Annotated in this window: 24 protein-coding genes and 2 tRNA genes; 11 read left to right on the top strand and 15 right to left on the bottom strand. The window is 71.1% G+C overall.

Annotation, left to right across the window (positions count from 1 at the left end):
• Positions 1-60 precede the first annotated feature (60 nt).
• Together ACFYYB_RS29315 and ACFYYB_RS29310 are read right to left on the bottom strand one after the other, a co-directional pair.
• The gene (locus ACFYYB_RS29315) at positions 61-792 is read right to left on the bottom strand and encodes a class E sortase (RefSeq protein WP_389438762.1); all 732 of its coding nucleotides are present in this window, start codon (positions 790-792) and stop codon (positions 61-63) included.
• Positions 761-1537 (bottom strand): DUF881 domain-containing protein, encoded by a 777-nt coding sequence (locus tag ACFYYB_RS29310; RefSeq protein WP_327305721.1) that lies wholly within the window; start codon positions 1535-1537, stop codon positions 761-763. Before ACFYYB_RS29310 ends, ACFYYB_RS29315 begins: the two co-directional genes overlap by 32 nt.
• A gap of 91 nt (positions 1538-1628) precedes the next feature.
• Here ACFYYB_RS29310 and crgA point away from each other — a divergent pair, with 91 nt between their 5' ends.
• Positions 1629-1883: a cell division protein CrgA gene (crgA, locus tag ACFYYB_RS29305; RefSeq protein WP_250738676.1), complete on the top strand. Its 255-nt coding sequence runs from the start codon at positions 1629-1631 to the stop codon at positions 1881-1883.
• A gap of 106 nt (positions 1884-1989) precedes the next feature.
• Here the strand turns inward: crgA and ACFYYB_RS29300 are convergent, their stop codons facing one another.
• Together ACFYYB_RS29300 and ACFYYB_RS29295 are read right to left on the bottom strand one after the other, a co-directional pair.
• Complete coding sequence (locus ACFYYB_RS29300; protein WP_389438758.1) at positions 1990-2859, bottom strand: rhomboid family intramembrane serine protease; 870 nt, start codon at positions 2857-2859, stop codon at positions 1990-1992.
• 107 nt (positions 2860-2966) lie between these two features.
• Positions 2967-3494, bottom strand: a complete 528-nt coding sequence (locus ACFYYB_RS29295) for a peptidylprolyl isomerase (RefSeq protein ID WP_327305724.1) — start codon at positions 3492-3494, stop codon at positions 2967-2969.
• A 176-nt stretch (positions 3495-3670) separates the two neighbouring features.
• On the opposite strand from ACFYYB_RS29295, the gene ACFYYB_RS29290 reads away from it, so the two are divergent.
• Entirely contained in the window at positions 3671-4426 is a 756-nt protein-coding gene (locus ACFYYB_RS29290; protein WP_389438755.1) for a DUF5324 family protein, read from the top strand.
• Positions 4427-4526: 100 nt separating this feature from the next.
• On the opposite strand, the gene ACFYYB_RS29285 is transcribed toward ACFYYB_RS29290, so the two are convergent.
• Together ACFYYB_RS29285 and ACFYYB_RS29280 are read right to left on the bottom strand one after the other, a co-directional pair.
• Complete coding sequence (locus ACFYYB_RS29285) at positions 4527-5033, bottom strand: LysM peptidoglycan-binding domain-containing protein (RefSeq protein WP_389438751.1); 507 nt, start codon at positions 5031-5033, stop codon at positions 4527-4529.
• Between the two features lie 114 nt (positions 5034-5147).
• Positions 5148-5630: a MarR family winged helix-turn-helix transcriptional regulator gene (locus tag ACFYYB_RS29280; RefSeq protein WP_389438748.1), complete on the bottom strand. Its 483-nt coding sequence runs from the start codon at positions 5628-5630 to the stop codon at positions 5148-5150.
• A 102-nt stretch (positions 5631-5732) separates the two neighbouring features.
• Between ACFYYB_RS29280 and ACFYYB_RS29275 the strand changes: the two genes are divergently transcribed.
• A complete protein-coding gene (locus ACFYYB_RS29275) occupies positions 5733-7208 on the top strand; it encodes an MFS transporter (RefSeq protein WP_389438746.1) in 1476 nt (491 codons plus the stop codon).
• 84 nt (positions 7209-7292) lie between these two features.
• Here ACFYYB_RS29275 and ACFYYB_RS29270 read toward each other — a convergent pair whose 3' ends face one another.
• Positions 7293-8111: an isocitrate lyase/phosphoenolpyruvate mutase family protein gene (locus tag ACFYYB_RS29270; RefSeq protein ID WP_389438744.1), complete on the bottom strand. Its 819-nt coding sequence runs from the start codon at positions 8109-8111 to the stop codon at positions 7293-7295.
• Positions 8112-8368: 257 nt separating this feature from the next.
• On the opposite strand from ACFYYB_RS29270, the gene ACFYYB_RS29265 reads away from it, so the two are divergent.
• The 4 genes from ACFYYB_RS29265 to ACFYYB_RS29250 all read left to right on the top strand — a co-directional run bounded on the left by ACFYYB_RS29265 (position 8369) and on the right by ACFYYB_RS29250 (position 12397).
• Positions 8369-9112 (top strand): hypothetical protein, encoded by a 744-nt coding sequence (locus ACFYYB_RS29265; RefSeq protein ID WP_389438742.1) that lies wholly within the window; start codon positions 8369-8371, stop codon positions 9110-9112.
• A gap of 188 nt (positions 9113-9300) precedes the next feature.
• Positions 9301-10506 (top strand): argininosuccinate synthase-related protein, encoded by a 1206-nt coding sequence (locus tag ACFYYB_RS29260; protein WP_327305731.1) that lies wholly within the window; start codon positions 9301-9303, stop codon positions 10504-10506.
• A 68-nt stretch (positions 10507-10574) separates the two neighbouring features.
• Entirely contained in the window at positions 10575-11309 is a 735-nt protein-coding gene (locus tag ACFYYB_RS29255; protein ID WP_389438739.1) for a 2OG-Fe dioxygenase family protein, read from the top strand.
• A gap of 53 nt (positions 11310-11362) precedes the next feature.
• Positions 11363-12397, top strand: coding sequence for a DMT family transporter (locus ACFYYB_RS29250; protein ID WP_389438736.1), 1035 nt, complete (start codon positions 11363-11365; stop codon positions 12395-12397).
• On the opposite strand, the gene ACFYYB_RS29245 is transcribed toward ACFYYB_RS29250, so the two are convergent.
• Positions 12332-13345, bottom strand: a complete 1014-nt coding sequence (locus ACFYYB_RS29245) for a LuxR C-terminal-related transcriptional regulator (RefSeq protein WP_389438734.1) — start codon at positions 13343-13345, stop codon at positions 12332-12334. The genes ACFYYB_RS29250 and ACFYYB_RS29245 overlap by 66 nt on opposite strands.
• Before the next feature lie 244 nt (positions 13346-13589).
• On the opposite strand from ACFYYB_RS29245, the gene ACFYYB_RS29240 reads away from it, so the two are divergent.
• Both ACFYYB_RS29240 and ACFYYB_RS29235 read left to right on the top strand, forming a co-directional pair.
• Positions 13590-13715, top strand: a complete 126-nt coding sequence (locus ACFYYB_RS29240) for a hypothetical protein (protein WP_389438731.1) — start codon at positions 13590-13592, stop codon at positions 13713-13715.
• 2 nt (positions 13716-13717) lie between these two features.
• Positions 13718-14563, top strand: a complete 846-nt coding sequence (locus ACFYYB_RS29235; RefSeq protein WP_389438728.1) for a hypothetical protein — start codon at positions 13718-13720, stop codon at positions 14561-14563.
• 44 nt (positions 14564-14607) lie between these two features.
• Here ACFYYB_RS29235 and ACFYYB_RS29230 read toward each other — a convergent pair whose 3' ends face one another.
• Positions 14608-15765: an epoxide hydrolase family protein gene (locus tag ACFYYB_RS29230; RefSeq protein ID WP_389438725.1), complete on the bottom strand. Its 1158-nt coding sequence runs from the start codon at positions 15763-15765 to the stop codon at positions 14608-14610.
• A 107-nt stretch (positions 15766-15872) separates the two neighbouring features.
• Positions 15873-15945: transfer RNA gene (locus tag ACFYYB_RS29225), tRNA-Ala, on the bottom strand.
• Positions 15946-16104: 159 nt separating this feature from the next.
• Here ACFYYB_RS29225 and ACFYYB_RS29220 point away from each other — a divergent pair.
• Both ACFYYB_RS29220 and ACFYYB_RS29215 read left to right on the top strand, forming a co-directional pair.
• Complete coding sequence (locus tag ACFYYB_RS29220) at positions 16105-16656, top strand: DNA-binding protein (RefSeq protein WP_266879309.1); 552 nt, start codon at positions 16105-16107, stop codon at positions 16654-16656.
• 50 nt (positions 16657-16706) lie between these two features.
• On the top strand, positions 16707-18002 hold the full coding sequence (locus ACFYYB_RS29215) for a serine/threonine-protein kinase (protein ID WP_389438723.1): 1296 nt from the start codon (positions 16707-16709) through the stop codon (positions 18000-18002).
• Here ACFYYB_RS29215 and ACFYYB_RS29210 read toward each other — a convergent pair.
• The 5 genes from ACFYYB_RS29210 to gyrA form a co-directional block, all read right to left on the bottom strand.
• Positions 17999-19303, bottom strand: a complete 1305-nt coding sequence (locus ACFYYB_RS29210) for a hypothetical protein (protein ID WP_389438720.1) — start codon at positions 19301-19303, stop codon at positions 17999-18001. The two genes, ACFYYB_RS29215 and ACFYYB_RS29210, sit on opposite strands and share 4 nt — an antisense overlap.
• A 124-nt stretch (positions 19304-19427) precedes the next feature.
• Positions 19428-19562 carry a DLW-39 family protein gene (locus ACFYYB_RS29205; RefSeq protein WP_208809277.1) on the bottom strand — a complete coding sequence of 45 codons (135 nt, stop codon included), beginning with the start codon at positions 19560-19562 and terminating at the stop codon, positions 19428-19430.
• Between the two features lie 157 nt (positions 19563-19719).
• Positions 19720-19793 (bottom strand) — tRNA-Ile (locus ACFYYB_RS29200).
• A 107-nt stretch (positions 19794-19900) separates the two neighbouring features.
• Positions 19901-20461, bottom strand: coding sequence for a DUF3566 domain-containing protein (locus tag ACFYYB_RS29195; RefSeq protein WP_389438718.1), 561 nt, complete (start codon positions 20459-20461; stop codon positions 19901-19903).
• A gap of 86 nt (positions 20462-20547) precedes the next feature.
• Positions 20548-23163 (bottom strand): DNA gyrase subunit A, encoded by a 2616-nt coding sequence (gene gyrA, locus ACFYYB_RS29190; RefSeq protein ID WP_389438716.1) that lies wholly within the window; start codon positions 23161-23163, stop codon positions 20548-20550.
• Positions 23164-23189: the final 26 nt, after the last annotated feature.

Below are 23189 nucleotides of genomic sequence, written 5' to 3'. Positions count from 1 at the left end.
TTCAACGCACCGCAGGGGCGGTACGTCCACAGCCTAAAGCCACCCGCCCGGCGCGGAGGGTCACCTTGCCAAACCCTCCGGTGAGCCCTGGGCGAGGGTCCGCATACCGGTCAGTTCGGCCCAGACCACGAGCCGGTGGCTGTGGCCCCATTCCGGGTCGCAGGTGGTCAGCGTCAGGTACTTGCCCGGCCCGGTGAAGGGCGACCGGGCCGGCACCGGATCGACGACGCCGACCTCCGTGGGGAGGGTGCGCAGCACGTCGGCGCGGACGGTGTACGTGTACCAGCCGGCGGCGTCCTTGAGGATGACGAGGTCGCCGGGGCGCAGCTTGGGGATGTCCTTGAAGGGGTCCCCGTACGTGCGCCGGTGGCCCGCCACCGCGAAGTTCCCGGTGCCGCCGAGCCGGGCCGTGCCGGCGTAGTGGCCCAGGCCCTTCTTCAGCAGCTCCGTGCCCGTGCCCTCCAGGACCGGCTTGTTCCAGTCGGGCCCGAAGCGCGGGACGTACATCTCGGCGAAGGCCCGGCCCGGCGGGTACGCGGCGGTCTCGGGCCCGGCCGGGGCCTTCGACGGCGCGGGCAGCGGGGCGGCCGCGGGCGCCGCGGACCAGCGGTCGCGCATGCGGGCCATCTCCCCGTCCATGGCCTGGTCGGCCTTGACCCCGGTCCACAGCAGGACGTAGGCCACGAAGAGCACGATGAGCGAGCCCGCGGTCAGACACACCTCGCTGAACGTCCGTACCAGCAGGCGCGGCACGTCGACGTCACGGGGTCGCGGACTCCAGCGGCTTCGCATAGTGGAGGTCCACTGTGCCGGAGTAGCCCGGAAGTGTCAGCGCCTTGTGCTCGTCCACTTTCCAGCCGAGGCCGTACGCGTTCACGTACAGCTGGTAGTTCTGCAGCGCCGGGGAGGCCGCGAGGGCCTTCTTCAGGGCGCCGGGGTCGCCGACGGCCGACACCTTGTACGGGGGCGAGTAGACCCGGCCCTGGAGGATCAGGGTGTTGCCCACGCAGCGCACGGCGCTGGTGGAGATCAGCCGCTGGTCCATGACCTGGATGCCCTGGGCTCCGCCCTGCCACAGGGCGTTGACCACGGCCTGGAGGTCCTGCTGGTGGATCACCAGGTCGTTGGGCTGCGGCTCGGGCACGTTGGGGATGCGCGCCGTGGCGTTGGGGGGCGCGTCGTTCAGGGTCACCGTCAGGCCCTTGCCGGAGAGCTCCTCGGTGCCGGAGGCGGCGCGCAGGGCGGCCAGCTTGGCGTCCTCGGCCTTGGTGCTCCCGTTGTCGCGGTCGGCGAGCGCGTCGACCTCGCCGCGTGCGGTGGCGGTGCTCTTCTCCAGCTCCAGATTGTTCTGGCTGCGCTCCTGGATCAGGTCGGACAGCTTGAGGAGGGAGGCGTCCGTCCGGATGTTCGTACCCTTGGAGGTGTTGAAGCTGGTGACGAAGATCAAGCCGGCGAGAGCGAAAACGGCGGCCGTGAGCAGCCGGACCGGTCTGGCACGGCGACGGGGACCCGCGGAGGAGTCGTCGGAATTGCTCAACGTACCCTTCTCCTTCAACGCCACAGGTCCACTACGCTAACGGACGCCCGGGGCAGGCCAGGTCCCCAGCCCATCGACAGGAGAGCCCCTCGTGCCGAAGTCACGTATCCGCAAGAAGGACGACTACACGCCGCCCCCCACGCGGACGCCGCAGTCGATCAAGCTGACGAACCGCAACTGGGTCGCCCCGGTCATGCTGGCGTTCTTCTTGGTCGGCCTGGCGTGGATCGTCGTTTTCTATCTGTCCGAGACCCAGCTTCCGATCGAAGCCCTCGGAAATTGGAACATTGTGGTCGGATTCGGCTTCATTGCGGCAGGATTCGGCGTCTCCACGCAGTGGAAGTAGTCCGGCTCCGCAAGCTCTCCCCATGAGTTATCCACAGCGTCATCCACACCTGAGGAAAAGACAGAAGATCTGTGGATAACTCTGTGGAGAGTTGACGCCGGTGTGATCAGGTGAGTGCGGAAAGTTCGGCCGTCCGGAGCGCGATCAGGGCTGTGGCCAGCAGAAACACCGCCACACAGGTGCCCCACTGGACGAATTTGCGATTCCGCGCGCCCATGTCCTTGGCGGGCCACAGGAAGCCCAGGGCGACCAGCGCACCGGTGAACAATCCACCGATATGGGCCTGCCACGACACGTTCAGCCCCGGCATGAAGGTCAGCACCAGCATGAACACCGCCATGGTGATCAGCGGGCGCATCTCGTACCGCATCCGCCGGAACAGCACCACGGTGGCTCCGAGCAGACCGAACACGGCGCCGGAGGCACCGAGGGTCGCGACCATCGGCCCGGTCAGCAGATAGACCGCGACGCTGCCGCCCAGTGCGGACAGCAGGTACACCGCGAGGTAGCGGGCCCGGCCGAGGGCCTGCTCCAGCGGTCCGCCGATGAACCACAGGCCAAGCATGTTGCTGAAGATGTGCCACCACTCGACGTGCAGGAACGGCGAGGTCAGCAGCCGGTAGTACTCGCCGGTGGAGACGCCGGCCTGGTCGCCGTACCAGCCCAGCATCACCAGATCGACGTCCAGCCCGGGGACGGCCTTCACCAGGAGGAACACCGCCACGTTGATCCCGATCAGGATCTTGGTGACCAGGTACGGATCGGCCGCCACCACCCCGCCCGCGATCGTCCGCGGAGCGTTGGCGGCGGGCCCGTGGCCCGTTCCCGAGCCTCCGCGGACGCACTCGGGGCACTGGAAGCCGACCGAGGCGCTGATCATGCAGTCGGGGCAGATCGGCCGCTCACAGCGCGTGCAGCTGATCCCGGTCTCGCGGTCCGGGTGCCGGTAGCAGCCCGGAAGACGGTCGGTGTCCATCGGTCCCCTCGGTCGGACGGAGAACGCAGCGGCCAGGCGGCGGATCCACCGCGCCCGTCCGGTACGTATCGAGGACGGACGGGCGGGGCCGAAAGGTTCCCCTGCGGTCAGCGCTTCTCGATGACGACCGACTGGATGATCACGTCGTCGAGGGGGCGCTCGGTGCGCGGGTTGGTGGGACCTGCGGCGATGGCGTCGACGATCTTCTGGCTGGCCTTGTCGCCGATCTCGCCGAAAATGGTGTGCTTGCGCGTCAGCCAGGCGGTGGGGGCGACAGTGATGAAGAACTGCGAGCCGTTGGTGCCCGGGCCGGCGTTGGCCATCGCGAGCAGGTAGGGCTTGGTGAAGGCCAGGTCGGGGTGGAACTCGTCGGCGAACTGGTAGCCGGGGCCGCCGGTGCCGTTGCCCAGCGGGTCGCCGCCCTGGATCATGAACCCGCTGATGACGCGGTGGAAGACGGTGCCGTCGTAGAGCGGGTCCGTGGTCTTCTGCCCGTCCGTGGGACGCGTCCACTCGCGCTCACCGGTGGCGAGTTCGACGAAGTTCCGCACGGTCTTCGGGGCGAAGTTCGGCAGAAGCTCGATCTCGATGTCGCCGTGGTTGGTCTTCAGGGTGGCGTAGAGCTTCTCGGCCACGGATCTGCCTTTCTCTCGTCGTCACTGTCGGTTTCAGATCCTCCCACGGAGAGCTGCACAGGACGGAAATCGTCCACTCGTATGCCCTGTCACGCATGCCGGTCGACGGTATGGGAGGCATGATCCGACAAAGGGTGGAAAGGTGAACTGTGTCCGCCACCGAGGAGGAGGATCCTGTGACCCGCAAGGAAAGCGTGCGCCTGGCAGCATCAAGTGCCAGGGATACGGCGCGGCACGCAGCGGAAGTGGTGGCGCCGTACGCGGAATCCGCCAAGCACGCTGCGGTGCATTACGCCCACGAAGCAAATGAACGGCTGGCGCCGAAGGTGTCGTACGCGGCCGGCGAGGCTGCCAAGCAGGCCCGCCAGACGTACGACTGCCACGTACAGCCCCGGATCAAGTCGGCGCGCTCCCACGTGCCGCCGAACGTCGACCGGGCGGCGTCCAATGCCGTGAAGCAGACCCGCCTGGCGGCCCGCTCCGCCGTGGACTACACGCAGCCGCGGCTGGAGAGCGCCCTCGCGGCGGCCCAGCCGGTGGCCGAAGAGGCCGCGTCCCGGTCGACGGCGGCCCTGGCGGCGCTGCGCGGCCAGGTGTCGGCCAAGGAAGTCCACAAGCTCGTGCGCAAGCACGAGCGGCGGGCGCGCTGCGGCCGGTGGTTCAAGGGCGCGGCCGTGGTCGGCGTCCTGGCCGGCGGGGCCTACGCCGCGTGGCGGTGGTGGGACCAGCAGTCGAACCCGGACTGGCTCGTCGAGCCGCCGGCCGCCACCGAGCTCTCGGCTCGTGAGGAGGCCCCGGCCTCCTTCGACGAGGAGCTGGCGGCGAAGGAGGCCGAGGGCGGGACCTCGGATTTCGTGTCCGGCTTGGAAGCGGAGGCCGAGGCCGCGCAGGAGCGGATCGACGCGGAGGACGCGAAGCGCAAGCACCGCTGAGGAACGCGTGAAGGAATGGAACGCGAAGGAATGAACGAGAGCGGGGCCCGGATCCGTTTCCAGGATCCGGGCCCCGCTCTCGTGTGTGCGCCCCGGGTTGCTAGCCGGGGAGGTTGAGCTTCATTCCCGGGTGGATCATGTCGGGGTTCGAGCCGATGACGCCCTTGTTCATCGCGTAGAGCTCGCGCCAGCGGCCCTCGTTGCCGAGTTCGCGGCGGGCGATCGCGGAGAGCGAGTCGCCCGAGCGGACGGTGTACGTGCGCTGCGCCTTGGGCGCGGGCTTCGGCATCGGGGCCGCGGGCACCGCCTTGTGCGCGGCGGACGCCGGCGTGGGCGTGTGCGGGGCGGGCTTCGCCGCGGGCGGCGCCGGTGCGGCCTTGGGCGGCATCGGGGCGATCTTCGGCGGCGCCGCCGCCGCCATGCGCTCGGCGGCCGCCTTGGTCGCCGCTGCCGAGTCGGTGTACTTGATCCCGGTGTCGGCGGGCATCGCGGACGGCGGCGCCGGGGCGGCCGCGGCCTGCTGCTGCACCTGCTCAGCCGCCTTTTCGGCGGCCTTCTCGGCTTGTTCCTTCTTCTTGTCGGACCTCATGAAGTCGAACAGTCCCATGTGCGTACGCCTCCGGCATGGTGGTGCCCCCCTGGGCTGATTGCCTTCTTCCACTGTCTGCCAGAAGGCGCGGGACGGCCCTGTGACGGGGCCATCCGGGGGACGGCTCCGGCTCTACTGGCGCGCCCTGCGGGCCGGCCTCGGGCTCTCCGACGGGGTCTGCAGATCGCCCTTGACCAGCAGGTTCAGCACCCGCACCACGGCCTCGCGGTCCGCGTCCGCGAGCGAGCCGAGCGCATCGGCGTGCACCTGGTCGACGATGCGGCTGCTCTCCTTCACCAGGGCCGCGCCCTTCTCCGTGACCGCGATGACGCGGGCCCGGCGGTCCGTGCTGGATGGGCGCCGCTCGGCCAGTCCGGCCTTCTCCAGGGCGTCGACGGTGACGACCATCGTCGTCTTGTCCATGCCCCCGATCTCGGCGAGCTGGATCTGCGTCCGCTCTTCTCCCAGCGCGTGCACGAGCACGCAGTGCATCCGTGCCGTGAGCCCGACCTGGTCGAGCGCGGCCGCCATCCGGGTGCGCAGGACGTGACTGGTGTGGTCCAGGAGGAAGGAGAGGTCCGGCTCGTTCTCTGCTGCGGGCGCCATGGCTGTCATGTCCGCCAGTCTAGCAATTTCAGTCCCCAACAGATCGTCTACAACAGAACTATCTGATACGGTCTTACCAAGTCAGCCCGCCGCTCACGACTGGGGACCCCGATGCCTGCCACCTCCGCTCCCTCCGCCCCCGCTCCTTCCCTCTCCGCCTCCGCCGCCTCCGCCGCGCCGGCCGCACCGCGCGGGCTGCGCTCCCGCTGGACCGCCCTCGGGGTGCTGTCCACCGGCGTCCTGATGACCGTCCTCGACGGCAGCATCGTCACCGTCGCGATGCCGGCCATCCAGAAGGACCTGGGCTTCACCCCCGCGGGACTGAGCTGGGTCGTCAACGCCTACCTGATCGCCTTCGGCAGCCTGCTGCTCCTCGCCGGCCGGCTCGGCGACCTCATCGGCCGCAAGCGGATGTTCCTGGCCGGCACCGGCATCTTCACCGGAGCCTCCCTGCTCGCCGGATTCGCCGTCTCGCCCGAGGTGCTGATCGCCGCCCGGTTCCTGCAGGGCCTCGGCAGCGCCGTGGCCGCGGCCGTCAGCCTGGGCATCCTGATCACGCTGTTCACCGAACCGCGCGAGCGGGCCAAGGCCATCGCCGTCTTCTCCTTCACCGGAGCGGCCGGAGCCTCCCTGGGTCAGGTGCTCGGCGGGGTCCTGACCGACGCCCTCGACTGGCACTGGATCTTCTTCATCAACCTGCCCATCGGACTCGCCGCCCTCGCGCTGGCCCTGCCCGCGCTCCCCACCGACCGGGGACTGGGCCTGCGGGCCGGGGCGGACGTCATAGGCGCCCTGCTGGTCACCGCCGGCCTGATGCTCGGCATCTTCACCGTCGTCGAGGCGGAGCGCTACGGCTGGCTCTCGGCGCACACCCTCGGCCTCGGCACGCTCTCGATCGCCCTGCTCGCCGGCTTCACCGCACGCCAGGCCAGAACCCGCACCCCGCTGGTACCGCTGCGCATCTTCCGTTCGCGGACCGTGGTCGGCGCGAACCTGGTCCAGATGCTGATGGTGGCCGCGCTGTTCTCCTTCCAGGTCCTCGTCGCCCTGTACCTGCAGAACGTGCTCGGCTACGGAGCCGCCGAGACCGGCCTGGCGATGCTCCCGGCGGCCGTGGTCATCGGCGGGGTCTCCCTCTTCGCCTCGGCCCCGCTGAACGCCCGCTTCGGCGAGCGTGCCGTCCTGCTCGCCGGACTCGGACTGCTCGTCGCCGCCCTGGGCCTGCTGACCCGGCTCCCGGTCCACGCCGACTACGTCACCGACCTGCTCCCCGTGATGCTGCTGGCCGCCGGCTTCGGTCTGGCCCTGCCCGCCCTCACCGCACTCGGAATGTCCGGAGCCGACGCGCAGGACGCGGGGCTCGCCTCGGGCCTGTTCAACACCACCCAGCAGATCGGCATGGCCCTCGGCGTCGCCGTCCTCTCCACCCTGGCGGCCGCCCGCACCGACTCCCTGCTCGGCACCGGCGCCGACCGCGCCGCGGCCCTGACCTCCGGCTACCACCTGGCCTTCGGTATCGGAGCCGGGCTGATGCTCACCGCGCTCGTGGTGGCGGCGACCCTGCTGCGGACCGGCCCGCGCCGGTGACTCCCGCTCGATGTTTCACGTGAAACACCGGAACACGGCTGTGGGCCGCTCCACCGGAGCGGCCCACAGCCGTTCCACCAGGTCCTACTTCACGAAGAGGCCGTTCAGCGTGCCGTAGTCGACCGCCCCGTCCAGCGCCCCGTAGGTCCCCTGCTCCAGCACCTCCACCGCCGCGGCGCGGGCCGCCGTGTACGCCGCCTGCGCCAGGCCGGTGCCGACGCTGACCCGGCGCACTCCGGCCTTCGCCAGCTCGGCGACGGAAGGACCACCCGGACCGGCCAGGGCGTTGACGGGCAGCGGGCCCCGCGCGATCTCCCCCAGGACCTCCAGGTCCAGCAGCCCCGGAACGAAGATCCCGTCGGCCCCGGCGGCGGCGTACGCCTCCACCCGCGCCAGTACGTCGGCGAGGCGGCCCGACTCCTCGCCGATCCCGAACAGGAAGACGTCGGTACGGGCATTGATCACCAGTTCCGGCAGCCCGGCCGCGGTGGCCGCCGCACGGGCGGCGCGGATCCGTTCGGCCTGTTCCGCGGCGGTGCGGAGCGTACCGTCGGCCGCCTCGGAGTCCTCCAGGTTGATCCCGACGGCTCCCAGCGCCACCACCTCGCGCACGGTGGCCTCGACGTCCTCGTAGCCGCCCTCGATGTCCACCGTGACCGGGACGTCCACGGCCGCCACGATCCGGGCGGCCGCCGCCAGCATCTCCGCCTTCGTCGCGTGCTGCCCGTCCCCGCGTCCGATCGACCAGGCCACACCCCCGCTGGTGGTGGCGATGGCCTGCGCCCCGGCCGATTCGATCACCGCCGCGCTGCCCGCGTCCCAGGCGTTGGGGAGGACGATCAGCGACGCACCCAGCTCCCGCAGCCGCAGCGCCTTCTCGGTGGTCTTCGCCTCTACGGTCATCCGAACTCTCCTCAGCCACAAGATTTCTAAGTGCTCGTCACATCGGCCCCACGGTAGAGGAAGCCCGCCGGAGAACGCGCTGGTCACCCAGCCGCTCCCCGTTACGCATCCATGACAGGAAGCCCACCTTCCGGTCGAGGAAGATCCGTAGATTTCCCCTCAGCAGCCCCGCAGACCTGACCGGACGAAACCCCGACAGCGACACCGCGGCATGCGACTCTCCGCCCCTTCACAGACAATGCTTGCAAGGAGTCGTTATGCGTACCGCCCTCCGTACCTCGATCGTCACCGCCGCCCTCGCCGGAGCGCTCTTGGCGCCCGCCGCGACGGCCATCGCCGCGCCTGCCGCGCAGGCCGTGAGCTCCACGTCGACGGTTACCGCGGTGTCGGCCGCGTCCGGGAGCACCTCCGGCAGCGACCGCTACGACGGCGAGAAGCACCTCGTCGCCAAGGGCCGCCTCGCGGTGCTGCGCAACGGCGCCGAGGGCCCGGAGGTCTGGATCCGCGCCGTCGCGCCCGACTGGAAGCCCGGCGACGGCTGGGCCGGCCGCGTGCTGGCCAAGCTCGACCCGGCCCACAAGCGGGCCGTCATCGACGGCATCCGGTACGACCTCAAGAAGATCGCCTCCGGCCCGAACGAGGGACGCTACGGCCTCGGTGTCCGCGTCCTGGGCGGGGGCGCCGCCGACGGCTGGTACATCCTGCCGAAGGCCGCCAAGCCCACTCCGAAGCCCACCGCCAAGCCCACCACCAAGCCCTCGGCGAAGCCCACCACCAAGCCCGCCGTGAAGCCCGCCTCCCTCAAGCCGCAGACCGTCGTCGTCCCCCGGGGCCCGGTCGCCGCGGGCGCCGAGATCACCGGGACCACCACCGCCGCGGCCACCGGCGACACCGGCGACACCGCCAACGCCGCCGTCACCGGCGCCGCCCTCATCGCGATACTCGCCGGCGTCGGCGCCGCGTTCATGGTCCGCGCCCGCAAGGCCCGCGCCCGCGGCTGAACCACGAAGGCCCCCTCGAACCCGCGCTCCCGCCGGTTCGAGGGGGCCTTTTCACGTTCGGCCGGCCCTGGCGGCCGGCCACGTCCGGGACCGGTCATGGCCGGGCGCGGACGGCCGGAATCCATTGTCCGGAAGCCCGCCGCAGGGAAATCTCCTCTCTTGTGAACCGCGCCAAGGTTGGAGAGACCATGCAGTCCCCGCTCATACGTTCCTTCTCGCAGCTCGACACCCTGGACCCGAACCGCCCCGTCGTCACCCTGTTCAGCGGTGGCCTCGACAGCTCGTACCTGCTGCTGCGGCTGCGCCGCATGGGCGTCCGCGACGTGCACGCCGTCAGCGTCGACATCGGCGAGGACGAGTCGAGCCAGTACAAGCGCCAGGTGGCGGAGGCTCTCGGCGCGACCATCCACATCCTCGACCGGCGCGAGGAGTTCGCCGGTCAGTACGTCGCCCCGGCGATCGCCGCCCAGGCCGTCTACCTCGGCATCCACCCGGTCAGCTCCACCCTCAGCCGCCCGCTCATCGCCCGCAGCGCGGTCGAGCTGGCCCGCACCCTCGGCGCCCAGACGGTCCTGCACACCGCGAACCGCTCGCAGAACACCCTGCGCCGGCTCAACGGCGCGCTGACCCTGCTCGGCTGGGAAGGCAGCTTCGGCAGCCCGTACGACCTCGACCCGGTCACCCGGGAGGAGAAGCTCGTCGAGCTGCGGTCCGCGGGGATCGACCTGCTCGCCGGCCGGATCGTCAGCGGGGACTCCAACCTGTGGTGCCGCGAGTTCGAGTCCGGGATCCTCGACGACCCGGAGCGCCACGCGGTCCCGGACGACATGTACACCTGGAGCCGCCCCACCGCCCTGCCCGGTGACTCCGAGACCCTGACGGTCTCCATCGAGCGCGGGCTCCCGGTCGCCATCGACGGTGCCCCGATGCAGCTCACCGACCTGATCGACCAGCTCAACCACCGGGTCGGCGCCTACGGCCTCGGCCGCTACTCCGGCCTGGAGCACCTCGACCACGGCGAGAAGGTGCTGGAGATCCGCGAGATGCCCGGCGCCTACCTGCTGCTCAGCAGCTACCGGCACGTCGAGAGCGCCTGCCTGGACGCCGAACTCATCCGGGAGAAGCGCCATCTGGAGCAGGTCTGGGTGCGCGAGGCGCTGGAAGGCCGCTGGTTCGGCGACCTGCGCCTCACCGTCCAGGCGTTCATGGACACCTGCGCCGCCCGCACCAGCGGCTCGGTGACCTGGCGACTGCGGACCGGCGGGGCGGACACCCGCGCCATCACCGCCGCCAAGCCGCTGTACCTGCGGGACCGCGAGGCCTGGGAGGAGCGGGCGATCGAGGCCGAGTCCGCGCCGTTCGCCCGCGCCGGCTCCCTGCTCACGCCCGCCTGAGCCCCTTAGGCCCGGCCACCGCCCTTCCCCGTACCGACTGTTCTTCCTCGTTTCCCCGGAGCACTTCCATGACCACCGCCGCTTCCACCACGCACCCCGTCGCGCTCGACGCCACCGCCGCCCTCGCCGGCCCCGGCGGGCACCTGATGCCCTCCCGGGCCCTCTCGGACCTGGTCGACGCCGACGCCTCCGACTGGGCCCGCTTCGCCACCCACTGGGACGAGCTGACGCTCGACACGCACATGGCCGACGGGGGCACCTACCGCTTCCGCCGCTACGGCCAGTTCGAGCTCGACGCGGACTCCGGCGAGCTCAGCCTGCTCCCCCACGAGCCCTACAGGCAGGAAATGGACGTCAACCCGCTCAACGGCGGAGTGGAGCGCGTCTTCGACCCGCTGACCGGCGCCTTCGTCGGCGACCAGCTCCTGCGGTCGGTCCTGGTCGAACTGGGCCGGATCTTCACGGCGGTCGACGGTACGAAGACCTGGAACATCAAGCTCCACCCGTACCGGATCATCGCCTCCGCCGACCAGGAGGGGCAGCCGGCCCCCGAAGGCCGCCACCGTGACGGCGTCACCTTCATCACCTCGCTGATGATCGGCCGCACCAACGTCACCGGCGGCGAGAGCGGCGTCTACACCGACGCCGGCGAGCACCTGCTCACCACCACCCTGACCGAGCCCGGGGACCTCCTGCTGGGCGACGACCGCCGGACCCTGCACTCGGTGACCGGGCTGCGGCCCGTCGACCCGCTGTCCACGGCCCACCGCGACGTCCTGGTGATCGCCTACACCGCCCGCTGAGCCCGCCCCGCGCTCGCTCGCCCCTCCCCCACACCCCCGTAGGAGTAGTCCCGATGACCGCCACCGCCACCGCCGCGGCCCGCCGTGCCTGGCTGACCGATCTGCCCGTCCTGCTGGTCGCCGTGGTGTGGGGATCGAGCTACCTGGCCGCCAAGGGCGTCACCACCACCCAGACCGTGCTGGCGGTGCTGGTCCTGCGGTTCGCGGTGGCCCTGCCCGTGCTCGTCATCGCGGGGTGGCGCAAGCTGCGCGCCCTCAGCGGTGCGCAGGTGCGCGGCGCGGGCCTCCTCGGGCTGATCCTCGCCGGGATCTTCCTGCTGGAGACCTACGGGGTGGTGCACACCTCGGCGACCAACGCGGGGCTCATCATCAGCCTCACGATGATCTTCACTCCGATCGCGGAGAGCCGGATCCGCGGCACCGCGCTGCCGCGCCCGTTCATGGCGGCGGCCGGGCTGTCGGTGGCGGGCGTCCTGCTGCTGACCCAGGGGGCCGGCTTCACCGCACCCTCCCTCGGGGACCTGCTGATGCTGGGCGCGGCCCTCGCACGTACCGTCCACGTCCTCGCGATGTCGCGGATGAAGTCGGTCGAGGGCGCGGACTCGATGTCGATGACCACGGTCCAGCTGGGCGGCGCGGTCACGGTGTTCGCCCTGCTGTCCCTCGCACCCGGCACCGGCGCCGCCCCGTGGGCGGCCGCCGCCTCGTTCGGCGTCTCCGACTGGCTCTGGCTGGTCTACCTGTCCGTGTTCTGCACGCTCTTCGCCTTCTTCACGCAGATGTGGGCCGTCCGCAAGACCTCGCCCTCGCGGGTCAGCCTCCTGCTGGGCACCGAGCCCGTGTGGGCCGCCGTGTTCGGCATCGCACTGGCCGGGGACCGGCCCGGACTGCTCGGCCTGGCGGGCGCGCTGCTGGTCCTCGCGGGCACCGCCTGGGGCCGCACAGCCGCCTCCGGCCCGGCCTCCGCGGAGCCTGCGGCCGGCACCGAGCCCACGGTCACGAAGCCCGCGGCCACCACGGCCTCAGTCGTCGAGCCAGCCCAGCCGGACCGCGCACACACCGGCCTGGAACCGGCTGGCCGCGCCTAGCCGTTCGGTCAGCTCGGAGACGAGGCGGCGGACCGTGCGCTCGGACACCCCGAGCTTGCGGGCCATCGTCTCGTCCGTCAGTCCGCCCTCCAGCATCCTCAGCAGCTCGCGGTGGCGGCCGGTGGGCTGCCAGCCGCCCGCGCCCCCCGGGGCCGCCGGACTCGACGCGGTGCCCGCCTCGCCCAGCACGCCGGCCGCCGCCCAGCAGTGTTCGAAGATCCCGCGCAGGACACCGACCAGCGTCTCCCCGCGCAGGACGACCGCGGCGATGTCCCCGTCCACCGGCTCCGGAGCGGGGACGATGGCCAGGGAGCGGTCCACCACGATCAGCCGCAGGGGCAGGGTGTGCGCGGTGCGCACCTGGGCCCCGGCGGCGTTCAGCCCGCGCAGGTACGCGCTCATGTGCGGCACGGCGGCCGCCGAACCCAGGTGGATCGTACGGATCTGCACCCCCCGGCCGAGTGCCAGTCGGTCCCGCTCCAGGCCCGCCTCGATCATCCCGGCGGGCAGCGCCCGCCCCGGGTGCAGGGAGAGCACCTCGTGCTCCACGCGCTGCGAGGCGTCCTCCAGGGCGGCCGAGACGTTGGCGGCGCCGGTGACCACCTCCATCTGTACGGAGGACAGCTCCCGGGCGTGCACGGGCTGGAAGTCCGTGACGACCTGGGCCAGTGCGGCCCGGGTCTGCTGCACGGCCGAAAGCAGGGCCCCGGTGTGCTGCTCCTCCTCCAGCAGGAGGTTGCGCAGCGCGGTGTCCGGGGCCAGCGCAGTCCAGCCGTTGCGGGTCTCGGGCGAGGGGACGAACAGTCCGAGCCGGTTGAGCAGACGCAGGGCCTCCGCGAATTCCGGGTCGGTCCACCCGCGTTCGACGGTGACGAGCTCCGGCCGCCAGGACGCGTCGTCCAGTGCGATCCGGTACAGCTCCTGGGCCTTGGCCCGTACGTCGTCCACACCGCCCCCTCGGCTCGGCGAACCATCCCCCGCGGTTCGCACACGCGATCCTAGAAAGGGGTCCGCAATACGGCCAGCGAGGTCCGGCATACGGACATCCAGCGAGGTCGGAGCGGTTGTCGCACCGCCCGCGGTGTCCGCCCCTGGCCATGTCCGGTCCCGGAACTTCGCATCCGTAGCCTCCGCGGAAGCCCCCGCAGCATGCTGGTTCCACACCACAGCACACGTCTTCCGGGGGTTCTCCATGTCTCGTGTCCGCACCGCTCTGCTCGCCGTCGTCGCCGCCGCCCTCGTCCTCGGAGGAGCCCCGGCGGCCCTTGCCGCGGAACAGCCGGCCGCTGCCTCGACCGACTCCTTCATCTGGGGCTGACCATGACCAAGCGACCGGAAGTCGCGGTCGTGGCCCCGCTGACCGGCCCCCGGGCCGCCTGGGGGGCGGTACTCCTCGGAGGGATCGAGCGGGCGAAGGCCGAGCACCCCGCGGCGGCCGACTGGCGCGTGCACGACGAGACCGCGGGGGTCGTGGACGACGTCGTGGCGGGCGATTACGCGGCGGTGGTCGGACACGGCGACCCGGCCCGCGGCCCGATGGCGGCGGCGGCCTACAGGGCGGCGGGGCTGACCTGCCTGCTGCCCTTCCTGCCGCCCGAGCCCGGCGCGCTCGGCTGGGCCCCCGACGAGGAGTCACTGGCGCGCCTGATCGTCGAGGGAGCGGCCGCGCTGGGGGCGGCCGCTCTCTCGACCCTGCACGACGGAAGTCCACGGTGGACGGAGCTGGCCCTGCGGGTCGGCGAGCGGGCCGGCGCGGCCGGCCTGGCCCCGTCCGAGTCCGCGGGCACCGGCACCGGCACTGGGGACGTCCTCGCGGTACTGGCACCCCAGGAACACTGCCTGCGCCTCGCCCGCGCGGCGGCGCCCCGGGGCCCGGTGCTCATCCCCGCCGACCGCGGGCTCGGCACCTTCGCCTCCCTCGGCCCGGCCGCGGCGGGCCTCGACGTCTGGGCCGTCCACGCCCATTCCTGCGCGGTGCGCCGGGCCGACAGCGCCGTCACGGCCCTCGCCCGTACCCTCTCCGCGGCCCCGGACCTGCGCGGCCCGGCACTGACCGAGGCGGTACGGGCCAACTCGGGCGTCCTCCTGACCCCCCGGGGCGCACCCCTGGGCGAGGGCTGGCGCATCTCCCGGCTCCACGAACTGTGCGGCCGCCCGGTCCCCTGACGCGAGTCGCGGGAACGGGGACCGGGGCAGCGGGGACCAGGGACTCAGAGGGAGCGGAAGAAGCCCCGGACGTCTCCGACCAGCAAGTCGGGCTCCTCCAGGGCCGCGAAGTGGCCTCCGCGCTCGAACTCGGTCCACCGCACGATGTTGTTGGTCTGCTCGGCGAGGTGTCGCAGCAGGACGAAGTTCTCGTGCGGGAAGTGGGCCAGGGCGGTGGGCGCCTTCGACGGCTCGGGCGGTGCACCCCAGTAATCGGCGTGCGCCCGCTCGTAGTAGAGCCGCGCCGAGGAGCCCGCCGTGGCCGTCAGCCAGTAGAGCATCACGTTCGTGAGGAGCAGGTCGCGGTCGACGGGAGAGCCCGTCCACTCCTCGAACTTCTCGGCGATCCAGGCCAGCTGGCCGACGGGCGAGTCGGTCAGGCCGTACGCGAGGGTCTGCGGGCGCGTGGACTGGATGTCCGCGTACCCCTGCCGGTCGCGGGCCCATTCCTTGAACCGCTCCCAGGAAAGCCGGGTGCGCGCGGCCTGCTCCGGGGACAGGCCCAGCAGGTCGGCCGGTTCCGGCTCCCTCGCCATGTAGGCGTTCGGGATCAGGTTCAGATGGACGCCGATCACCTCGGGCCGGGTACGGCCGATCTCGCGGGAGACCGCCGCGCCCCAGTCGCCGCCCTGGACCCCGTACCGCTCGTATCCCAGCCGCCCCATCAGCTCGCCGAAGGCGGCGGCCACGCGCCGGAACTCCCACCCCGCCTCCCGGGTCGGCCCGGACAGACCGAAGCCGGGGATGCTCGGCAGCACCAGGTGGAAAGCGTCGGCCGGGTCGCCGCCGTGGGCGGCCGGGTCGGTGAGCGGCCCGACGACATCGGTGAACTCGACGATCGAGCCGGGCCATCCGTGGGTCATGAGCAGCGGGGTGGCGTCCGGCTCCGGGGACCGTATGTGCGCGAAGTGGACGTGCGCCCCGTCGATCTCGGTCGTGAACTGCGGCCAAGTGTTCAGCTTGGCTTCGGCGGCCCGCCAGTCGTAAGCGTGCCGCCAGTACCGCGCCAGTTCCTTCAGGTGCCCGCCCGGAATCCCGTACGCCCAGCCCGAGCCGGGAATCTCGTCCGGCCACCGGGTGCGGTCCAGGCGTTCGTGGAGATCGTCCAGATCGGCTTGGGGGAAGTCGATCCGGAACGGGGTGAGGTTCTCTTCGGGGATCACGCGACGCATCCTCACTTCGACCGCAGTGCCGGCTCGTGGCCGGGCGCAGGTACCAAAAAAGGTCTCCTGATCCGCGTTGTCGCAGATCAGGAGACCTTTGTGCACTGTGGAGCCTAGGAGATTCGAACTCCTGACATCTGCCTTGCAAAGGCAGCGCTCTACCAACTGAGCTAAGGCCCCGGATGTGGACGTACCGGTCCCCCGCGAGCGAGTGACCGTTCCGTAGGACAGAGTACCGGGTGTACCCCCTCATCCCGCAAAATGATAGGGACTCCCGCCCCGCGACCACGCTCCGTAAGATGCTCGCGAGGTTCGCACCAGCGAAGGGGAGTAGTAAGAGTGGACGCAGTACAGCAAGAGGCGACCGCCAGAGCCAGGGAACTCCAGCGGAGTTGGTACGGGGAGCCGCTCGGCGCGCTGTTCCGCCGGCTCATAGATGACCTCGGCTTGAACCAGGCCCGCCTCGCTGCCGTCCTCGGACTGTCGGCGCCGATGCTGTCCCAGCTCATGAGCGGACAGCGGGCCAAGATCGGCAACCCCGCCGTGGTCCAGCGGGTCCAGGCGCTCCAGGATCTCGCCGGCCAGGTGGCCGACGGGAGCGTCAGCGCGGGAGAGGCCACCGACCGGATGGACGAGATCAAGAAGACCCAGGGAGGTTCCGTCCTCAGCAACAGCACCAGCCAGACCGCCACCGGCTCCGGCGCACCCACCGTCAAGCGCGTCGTGCGCGAGATCCAGTCGCTGCTGCGCTCGGTCTCCGCGGCCGGAGACATCATCGACGCGGCGGACACCCTCGCCCCGACCCACCCGGAACTGGCAGAGTTCCTCCGGGTGTACGGAGCGGGCCGCACCTCCGACGCCGTCGCGCACTACGAGGCGCACCAGAACTGACACGCGACGATCGCGACGGACACAGCTGACGACGGGGGACGGGCGCAGCAATGGGTGAGATCTTCGCCGGCCGGTACGAACTGATCGACCCGATCGGACGTGGCGGCGCCGGCGCCGTATGGCGAGCCTGGGACCACCGGCGCCGCAGGTACGTCGCAGCGAAGGTCCTCCTGCACAGTGATGCCCACACCCTGCTGCGGTTCGTCCGCGAGCAGGCACTGCGGATCGATCACCCGCACGTACTGGCCCCGGCCAGTTGGGCGGCGGACGACGACAAGGTCCTCTTCACCATGGACCTCGTCGCCGGCGGCTCCCTCGCCCATGTGATCGGGGACTACGGGGCCCTGCCGCCCCGGTTCGTGTGCACGCTGCTCGACCAGCTCCTGGCGGGGCTGGCGGCGGTGCATGCGGAAGGTGTCGTGCACCGCGACATCAAACCGGCCAACATCCTGATGGAGGCCACCGGAACCGGGCGGCCGCACCTGCGGCTGTCCGACTTCGGCATCGCCATGCGCAAGGGCGAGCCCCGGCTGACCGAGACCGCCTACGTGGTCGGCACCCCGGGCTATCTCGCCCCCGAACAACTCCTCGGCTCCGAGCCGGACTTCACCGCCGACCTGTTCGCCGTCGGACTGGTCGGCCTGTACCTGCTCCAGGGCAGCAAGCCCGACTCCCAGGCCCTCGCGGAGCAGTTCTTCACCCACGGCACTCCCGAGGCCCCCGAGGGCGTTCCCGCGCCGCTGTGGGACGTCCTGGCCGCCCTGCTCCAGCCGGACCCCCGGAGCAGGTTCCAGACCGCCACCGGGGCGCGCAGGGCCCTCGCCGAGGCCGTGGAGCTGCTCCCGCCGCCCGGCCCGGACGGGGATCCCGTCGAAGTGTTCGACCAACTCGGCCCGGTGCCGCACGATTTCACGCCCCGGGCCCTGCGGGAGCCGGCCCACGAGACCCCGCCGACGGCCGGTCCGACGGGCCGGACAACCCCGCCCACCGTGCCCGCGCAGCCCTCCGCCGCCGCCCCCGCGCCGGTCACCGCTCCCCCCGGCGCTCCCCTCGGGGTGTTCGGCCCCTCGGAGACGGGCAGCTTCCACCTCCCGCCGCCGCAGTCGGCCACCGCCCCGACCCCGCAGACACCTCAGACACCTCAGACCGCGCAAACGGTACCGACCGGCCCGACGGCCCCGTATCCGCACCCGTACGCGCAGCCGCAGCCGCACCCGCAGCCCGTCCCCCCGGCCGGGCCCCGCGCGGGCACCCTCGCGCCGCCGCCCGCCAAGGTCACCGCCGGGATCCTGCTCGCCGCCGTCCTGTGCTTCGCCGTCGGGATCTGGGCCCTGACCGGGCTCTAGGAGGCCCGCCGCCGGGACAGCAGGATCCAGCCGCCCAGGACGAGCAGCAGCAGCGTCCCCGTACCGAAGCCGGCGCCCGCGACCACCCGCATCACCGACCGGTTCTCCGCGGCGGCTTCGGCCTCCACGACCGTGCTGCCGTCCTTGGCGGCCGTACGGTCTCCGGCGCCCACCCCGAACCCGCCGGCCGCGAGGTCCTCCGCGTAGGCCGGCGCCTTGCCCGGCGTCCCGATGATCTGCGTGCGCAGGGTCAGCGGTACGGGCACCTCGTCCCGGGTGAACTCCCCGGTCTTCCCCGCCATGGTCACCGCCACGTAGTACCAGCCGGCCACCCGGACCGCCCCGAGCTTCCGGTCGGAGGCGAAGCGGTTCTCGTAGGCCACCGGCGCCGTCCGCGGCAGGGTGAGCCCCGCCTGCTTCCCGTCGTAGGAGGCGTCCTCGCTGTCGATCAGCGACCGGTAGGGGCTGTACAGCGAGACGGAGAGCCCGGGCGAGGCGTACCCGGAGTCCTTCGTCAGCGTGGCGGCGGAGAGTTCGGCCGCGAGCCCGAGCTGCTGCCCCCAGTCGAGCGGCACCCGGTAGAAGCGGGTCTGCCCGGGCCGCAGCTCGTCGCTCCAGACGCCGCTGTCCAGCGCCCGCGCGTCGTTGAAGCCGGTCCCGCCGGCCCGCCGGGCCGCGTCGCCGCCCGGCAGGGTCGGGGAGGCCGAGGGCCAGACGCTGGGGGCGGTGGTGGGCGCGTTGCTGCCGCCGAGCTTCGGCTCGCGCTGGACCCGCAGCTCCAGGGGCCACGGCGACGGGTCCCCGTCCTTGGCCGTCTCGCGCGTGACCTTGGCGTAGTAGGGGCCGCTCCCCTGGCAGTCCCCGTCCTCCTGCATGATCCGGCCGCCGACCGCGCTGATGGGGACGGGGTCGTAGCCGAAGGACGCCCGCCCCGGACCGCTCTGGCAGGAACGGTTCTCGATGGTGAGGACCTCCACCTCCAGGCCGTCGCCGTAGCTCACCTTGGCGCCTCCCGGGGGCTGGAGCACCGCGGAGACGTACACGCTCGAACTGTCGTCGAGGTCGAGCGCGTAGTACCGCTCCCCCGGCGCCATCGAGTCCTTGTAGACGGACCCGGTCTTCAGTTGCGGCGCTCCGGCCGTGGAGGGCTTCCCCTTCACCGCCACCGCTCCGTCCGCGCCCCGGTAGGAGGGCACCGGCTGCGGGCTCCCCGCCGCGCCCGCGGCCCCCGGCAGGGCCGCGACCAGCCCGAGGGCGGCCAGCGTCGCCGCGCCCGTCCGTACCCGACGTACCCCACCCATCACACGCACCCACCCCGAGTTTGCCAACGCAAGCAACTTCTTTGCATACCGCAACAATTCGTCACAGAGCAGCACAAAGCCCCGACCGCAGCGGCAGTCGGGGCTCTGGGATCAACCTCGGGTCTCACACACCGGAACCAGAAGGCACGGAGTCGGTTGCCTCCGTCCACAGGTCCTGCTCCGCACGGTCCGCCTGGATCTGGCGGTACACGAGGAGCCCGCCGATGGCGGCCAGTGCGACCAGGAGCAGCTTCTTCACCGCGCGACCTCGTCTTTCGTTGACGTAGGGGACTTCTGGCGCCCAACAATACACACCGACCGATACCGATCGGTGACCTACCACCGGACCGACCGACCCACCAACCGGCCCAACGACAAAGACCCCCAGGCCATGGGCCTGAGGGTCTTCGACACTGTGGGGCTAACAGGATTTGAACCTGTGGCCTCATCCTTATCAGGGATGCGCTCTAACCAACTGAGCTATAGCCCCATCCGCGCTGCGCGCTGACTTCTGAAGGTTAGCGCACAGACCCGGTGACTCCAAAATCGGTTCCCGTGACCCGTCTGCGCAGGTCACCAGCCCCGTTTCCGAAGCTCTTACTCGTCCTCGGCGAGCGTCAGCTCCACACCGCCGACGAAGCCCGCCGACAGGTTGTAGATGAACGCGCCCAGGGTCGCCAGCGCCGTCATGAGCACCACGTCGATGACCGAGATCACCGTCGTGAAGATCAGAACGCGCGGCAGCGACAGGAAGGTCTGGAGGTCGAAGCCGTTGCTCTCGTTCGAGCCGGTCGCCTCACTGATCGTGCCGCCGACACTGGAGAAGATGCCCATGGCGTCCATGACCATCCACAGCACCACCGACGCGACGATCGTGCACACGCCCAGCGCGATCGACAGCAGGAAGCTGACCTTCATCACCGACCAGGGGTCGGCCTTGGCCACCCGGAGCCGCGCCTTGCGCGTCCTGGGTGCCATACGGGCCCCCGTGCGCGGCTTGCGCTGCGCACCCGGGTCGCCCGCCCCCCGCGGCGCACCGGGGCCCTGGGGCACCGAGTACGCCTGCGGCGGGTGGTACGGCTGCTGAGGGCCGGCCCCCGCCTGAGTCTGAGGCGACTGAGGCGATTGGGGCGGCTGCGGTCCTCGGGTGTCCGTCACGGTTCCCCCCTGCGAGTCCGCGGCGGGGCCACGGGCACCGTTCGCTCCAGTGTGGGCCGGTCCGGCGCCCGTGGCTCCGCTCACGCTTACTCCTCGTGCTCCCCAGCCGAGGGCTCCGTGCCCCCGGCAGCCTCGGCGGCCTGTCCTTCGACGGCCGCCTCGGTCCCGATCTCGTTCTCGCTGTCGTCGGCCTCGTCAGTTTCCTGACCGGCCTCCGCGTTGCGGGCGATGCCTACGACGGCATCGCGCTTGCCCAGGTTGATCAGCTGGACGCCCATGGTGTCACGGCCGGTCTCCCGTACTTCGTTGACGCGCGTACGAATCACACCACCGCTGAGCGTGATGGCGAGGATTTCGTCCGATTCGTCCACCACGAGCGCCCCGACGAGCGACCCGCGGTCCTCCACGATCTTCGCTGCCTTGATGCCCAGGCCGCCACGGCCCTGGACTCGGTACTCCTCCACCGGCGTCCGCTTGGCGTAGCCGCCGTCGGTCGCGGTGAAGACGAACGTACCGGGCCGGACCACGCTCATGGAGAGCAGTTCGTCCCCTCCGCGGAAACTCATGCCCTTCACGCCCGAAGTGGCGCGGCCCATCGGGCGCAGCGCGTCGTCGGTCGCCGTGAAGCGGATCGACTGCGCCTTCTTGCTGATGAGCAGCAGGTCGTCCTCGGAGGACACCAGCTCGGCGCCGATCAGCTCGTCGTCGCTGCCGTCCTCGGTCTCCCGGAGGTTGATCGCGATGACGCCACCCGAACGGGGCGAGTCGTAGTCCTTGAGCGCCGTCTTCTTCACCAGGCCGCCCTTGGTGGCCAGGATCAGGTACGGGGCGATCTCGTAGTCGCGGATCGCGAGGATCTGGGCGATCTTCTCGTCCGGCTGGAAGGCCAGCAGGTTCGCCACGTGCTGCCCGCGGGCGTCACGGCCGGCGTCCGGGAGCTCGTAGGCCTTCGAGCGGTAGACCCGGCCCTTGTTCGTGAAGAACAGCAGCCAGTGGTGCGTGGTGGACACGAAGAAGTGGTCGACGAGGTCGTCCTGCTTCAGCTTCGTGCCGCGCACGCCCTTGCCGCCGCGCTTCTGCGAGCGGTAGTCCTCGGTCTTGGTGCGCTTGACGTACCCGCCGTGGGTGATCGTGACGACGATGTCCTCTTCGGCGATCAGGTCCTCCATGGACATGTCGCCGTCGAAGGGCACCAGCTTGGAACGCCGGTCGTCGCCGAACTTCTCGACGATGGCCGCCAGTTCCTCGCTGACGATCTGACGCTGACGCTCCTCGGAGGCCAGGATCGCGTTGTACTCGTTGATCTTGGCCTGGAGCTCGTCGTGCTCGGCGACGATCTTCTGCCGCTCCAGGGCCGCGAGGCGGCGGAGCTGCATCTCCAGGATCGCGTTCGCCTGGATCTCGTCGATCGACAGCAGGCCCATCAGGCCCTCGCGGGCGATCTCGACCGTGTTGCTGCGCCGGATCAGCGCGATGACCTCGTCGATCGCGTCCAGCGCCTTGAGCAGACCGCGCAGGATGTGGGCGCGCTCCTCCGCCTTGCGCAGGCGGAACTTCGTGCGCCGGACGATGACCTCGATCTGGTGCGTCACCCAGTGGCGGATGAACGCGTCGATCGACAGCGTGCGCGGCACGCCGTCCACCAGCGCCAGCATGTTCGCGCCGAAGTTCGTCTGCAGGTCGGTGTGCTTGTACAGGTTGTTCAGCACGACCTTGGCGACGGCGTCGCGCTTGAGCACGATCACCAGGCGCTGGCCGGTCCGGGACGAGGTCTCGTCGCGGACGTCGGCGATGCCGCCGACCTTGCCGTCCTTGACCAGGTCGGCGATCTTCTGCGCCAGGTTGTCGGGGTTGGTCTGGTACGGAAGCTCCGTGACCACCAGGCACTGGCGGTTCTGGATCTCCTCGACCTCCACCACCGCGCGCATCGTGATGGAGCCGCGACCGGTCCGGTACGCCTCCTCGATGCCCTTGCGGCCCACGACCAGGGCGCCCGACGGGAAGTCCGGGCCCTTGATCCGCTCGATGAGCGCGTCCTGGAGCTCCTCGTGCGAGGCCTCCGGGTGCTCCAGCGCCCACTGGGCGCCGGCCGCGACCTCGCGCAGGTTGTGCGGCGGGATGTTGGTGGCCATGCCGACCGCGATGCCGGCGGAGCCGTTGATCAGCAGGTTCGGGAACCGCGCCGGCAGGACCGTGGGCTCCTGGTTGCGGCCGTCGTAGTTGTCCTTGAAATCGACGGTCTCCTCGTCGATGTCCCGGAGCATCTCCATGGCCAGCGGCATGAGCTTGCACTCGGTGTAGCGCATCGCGGCCGCCGGGTCGTTGCCCGGGGAGCCGAAGTTGCCGTTGGAGTCCACGAGCGGCATGCGCAGCGACCACGGCTGGGCCAGGCGGACCAGGGCGTCGTAGATCGAGGAGTCACCGTGCGGGTGGTACGTGCCCATGACGTCACCGACGACGCGGGCGCACTTGTAGAAGCCCTTCTCGGGCCGGTAGCCGCCGTCGTACATCGCGTACAGCACACGACGGTGGACCGGCTTGAGGCCGTCCCGTACGTCGGGCAGCGCGCGGGAGACGATGACGGACATCGCGTAGTCGAGGTAGGAGCGCTGCATCTCGGTCTCGAGCCCGACGGGCTCGATGCGCATGACGGGCTGCTCCTCCGCGGATTCCGCGGCGGTGGGCGTGGTTTCGTCGGCCATTGCTGGTCAAAGGTCCTTTCAGGCGG

The sequence above is a fragment of the Streptomyces sp. NPDC002886 genome, assembly GCF_042888445.1.
Lineage (GTDB): Bacteria > Actinomycetota > Actinomycetes > Streptomycetales > Streptomycetaceae > Streptomyces.
The sequence above is the reverse complement of the archived record's forward strand: the minus strand, read 5'-3'. Positions and strand labels throughout refer to the sequence as shown.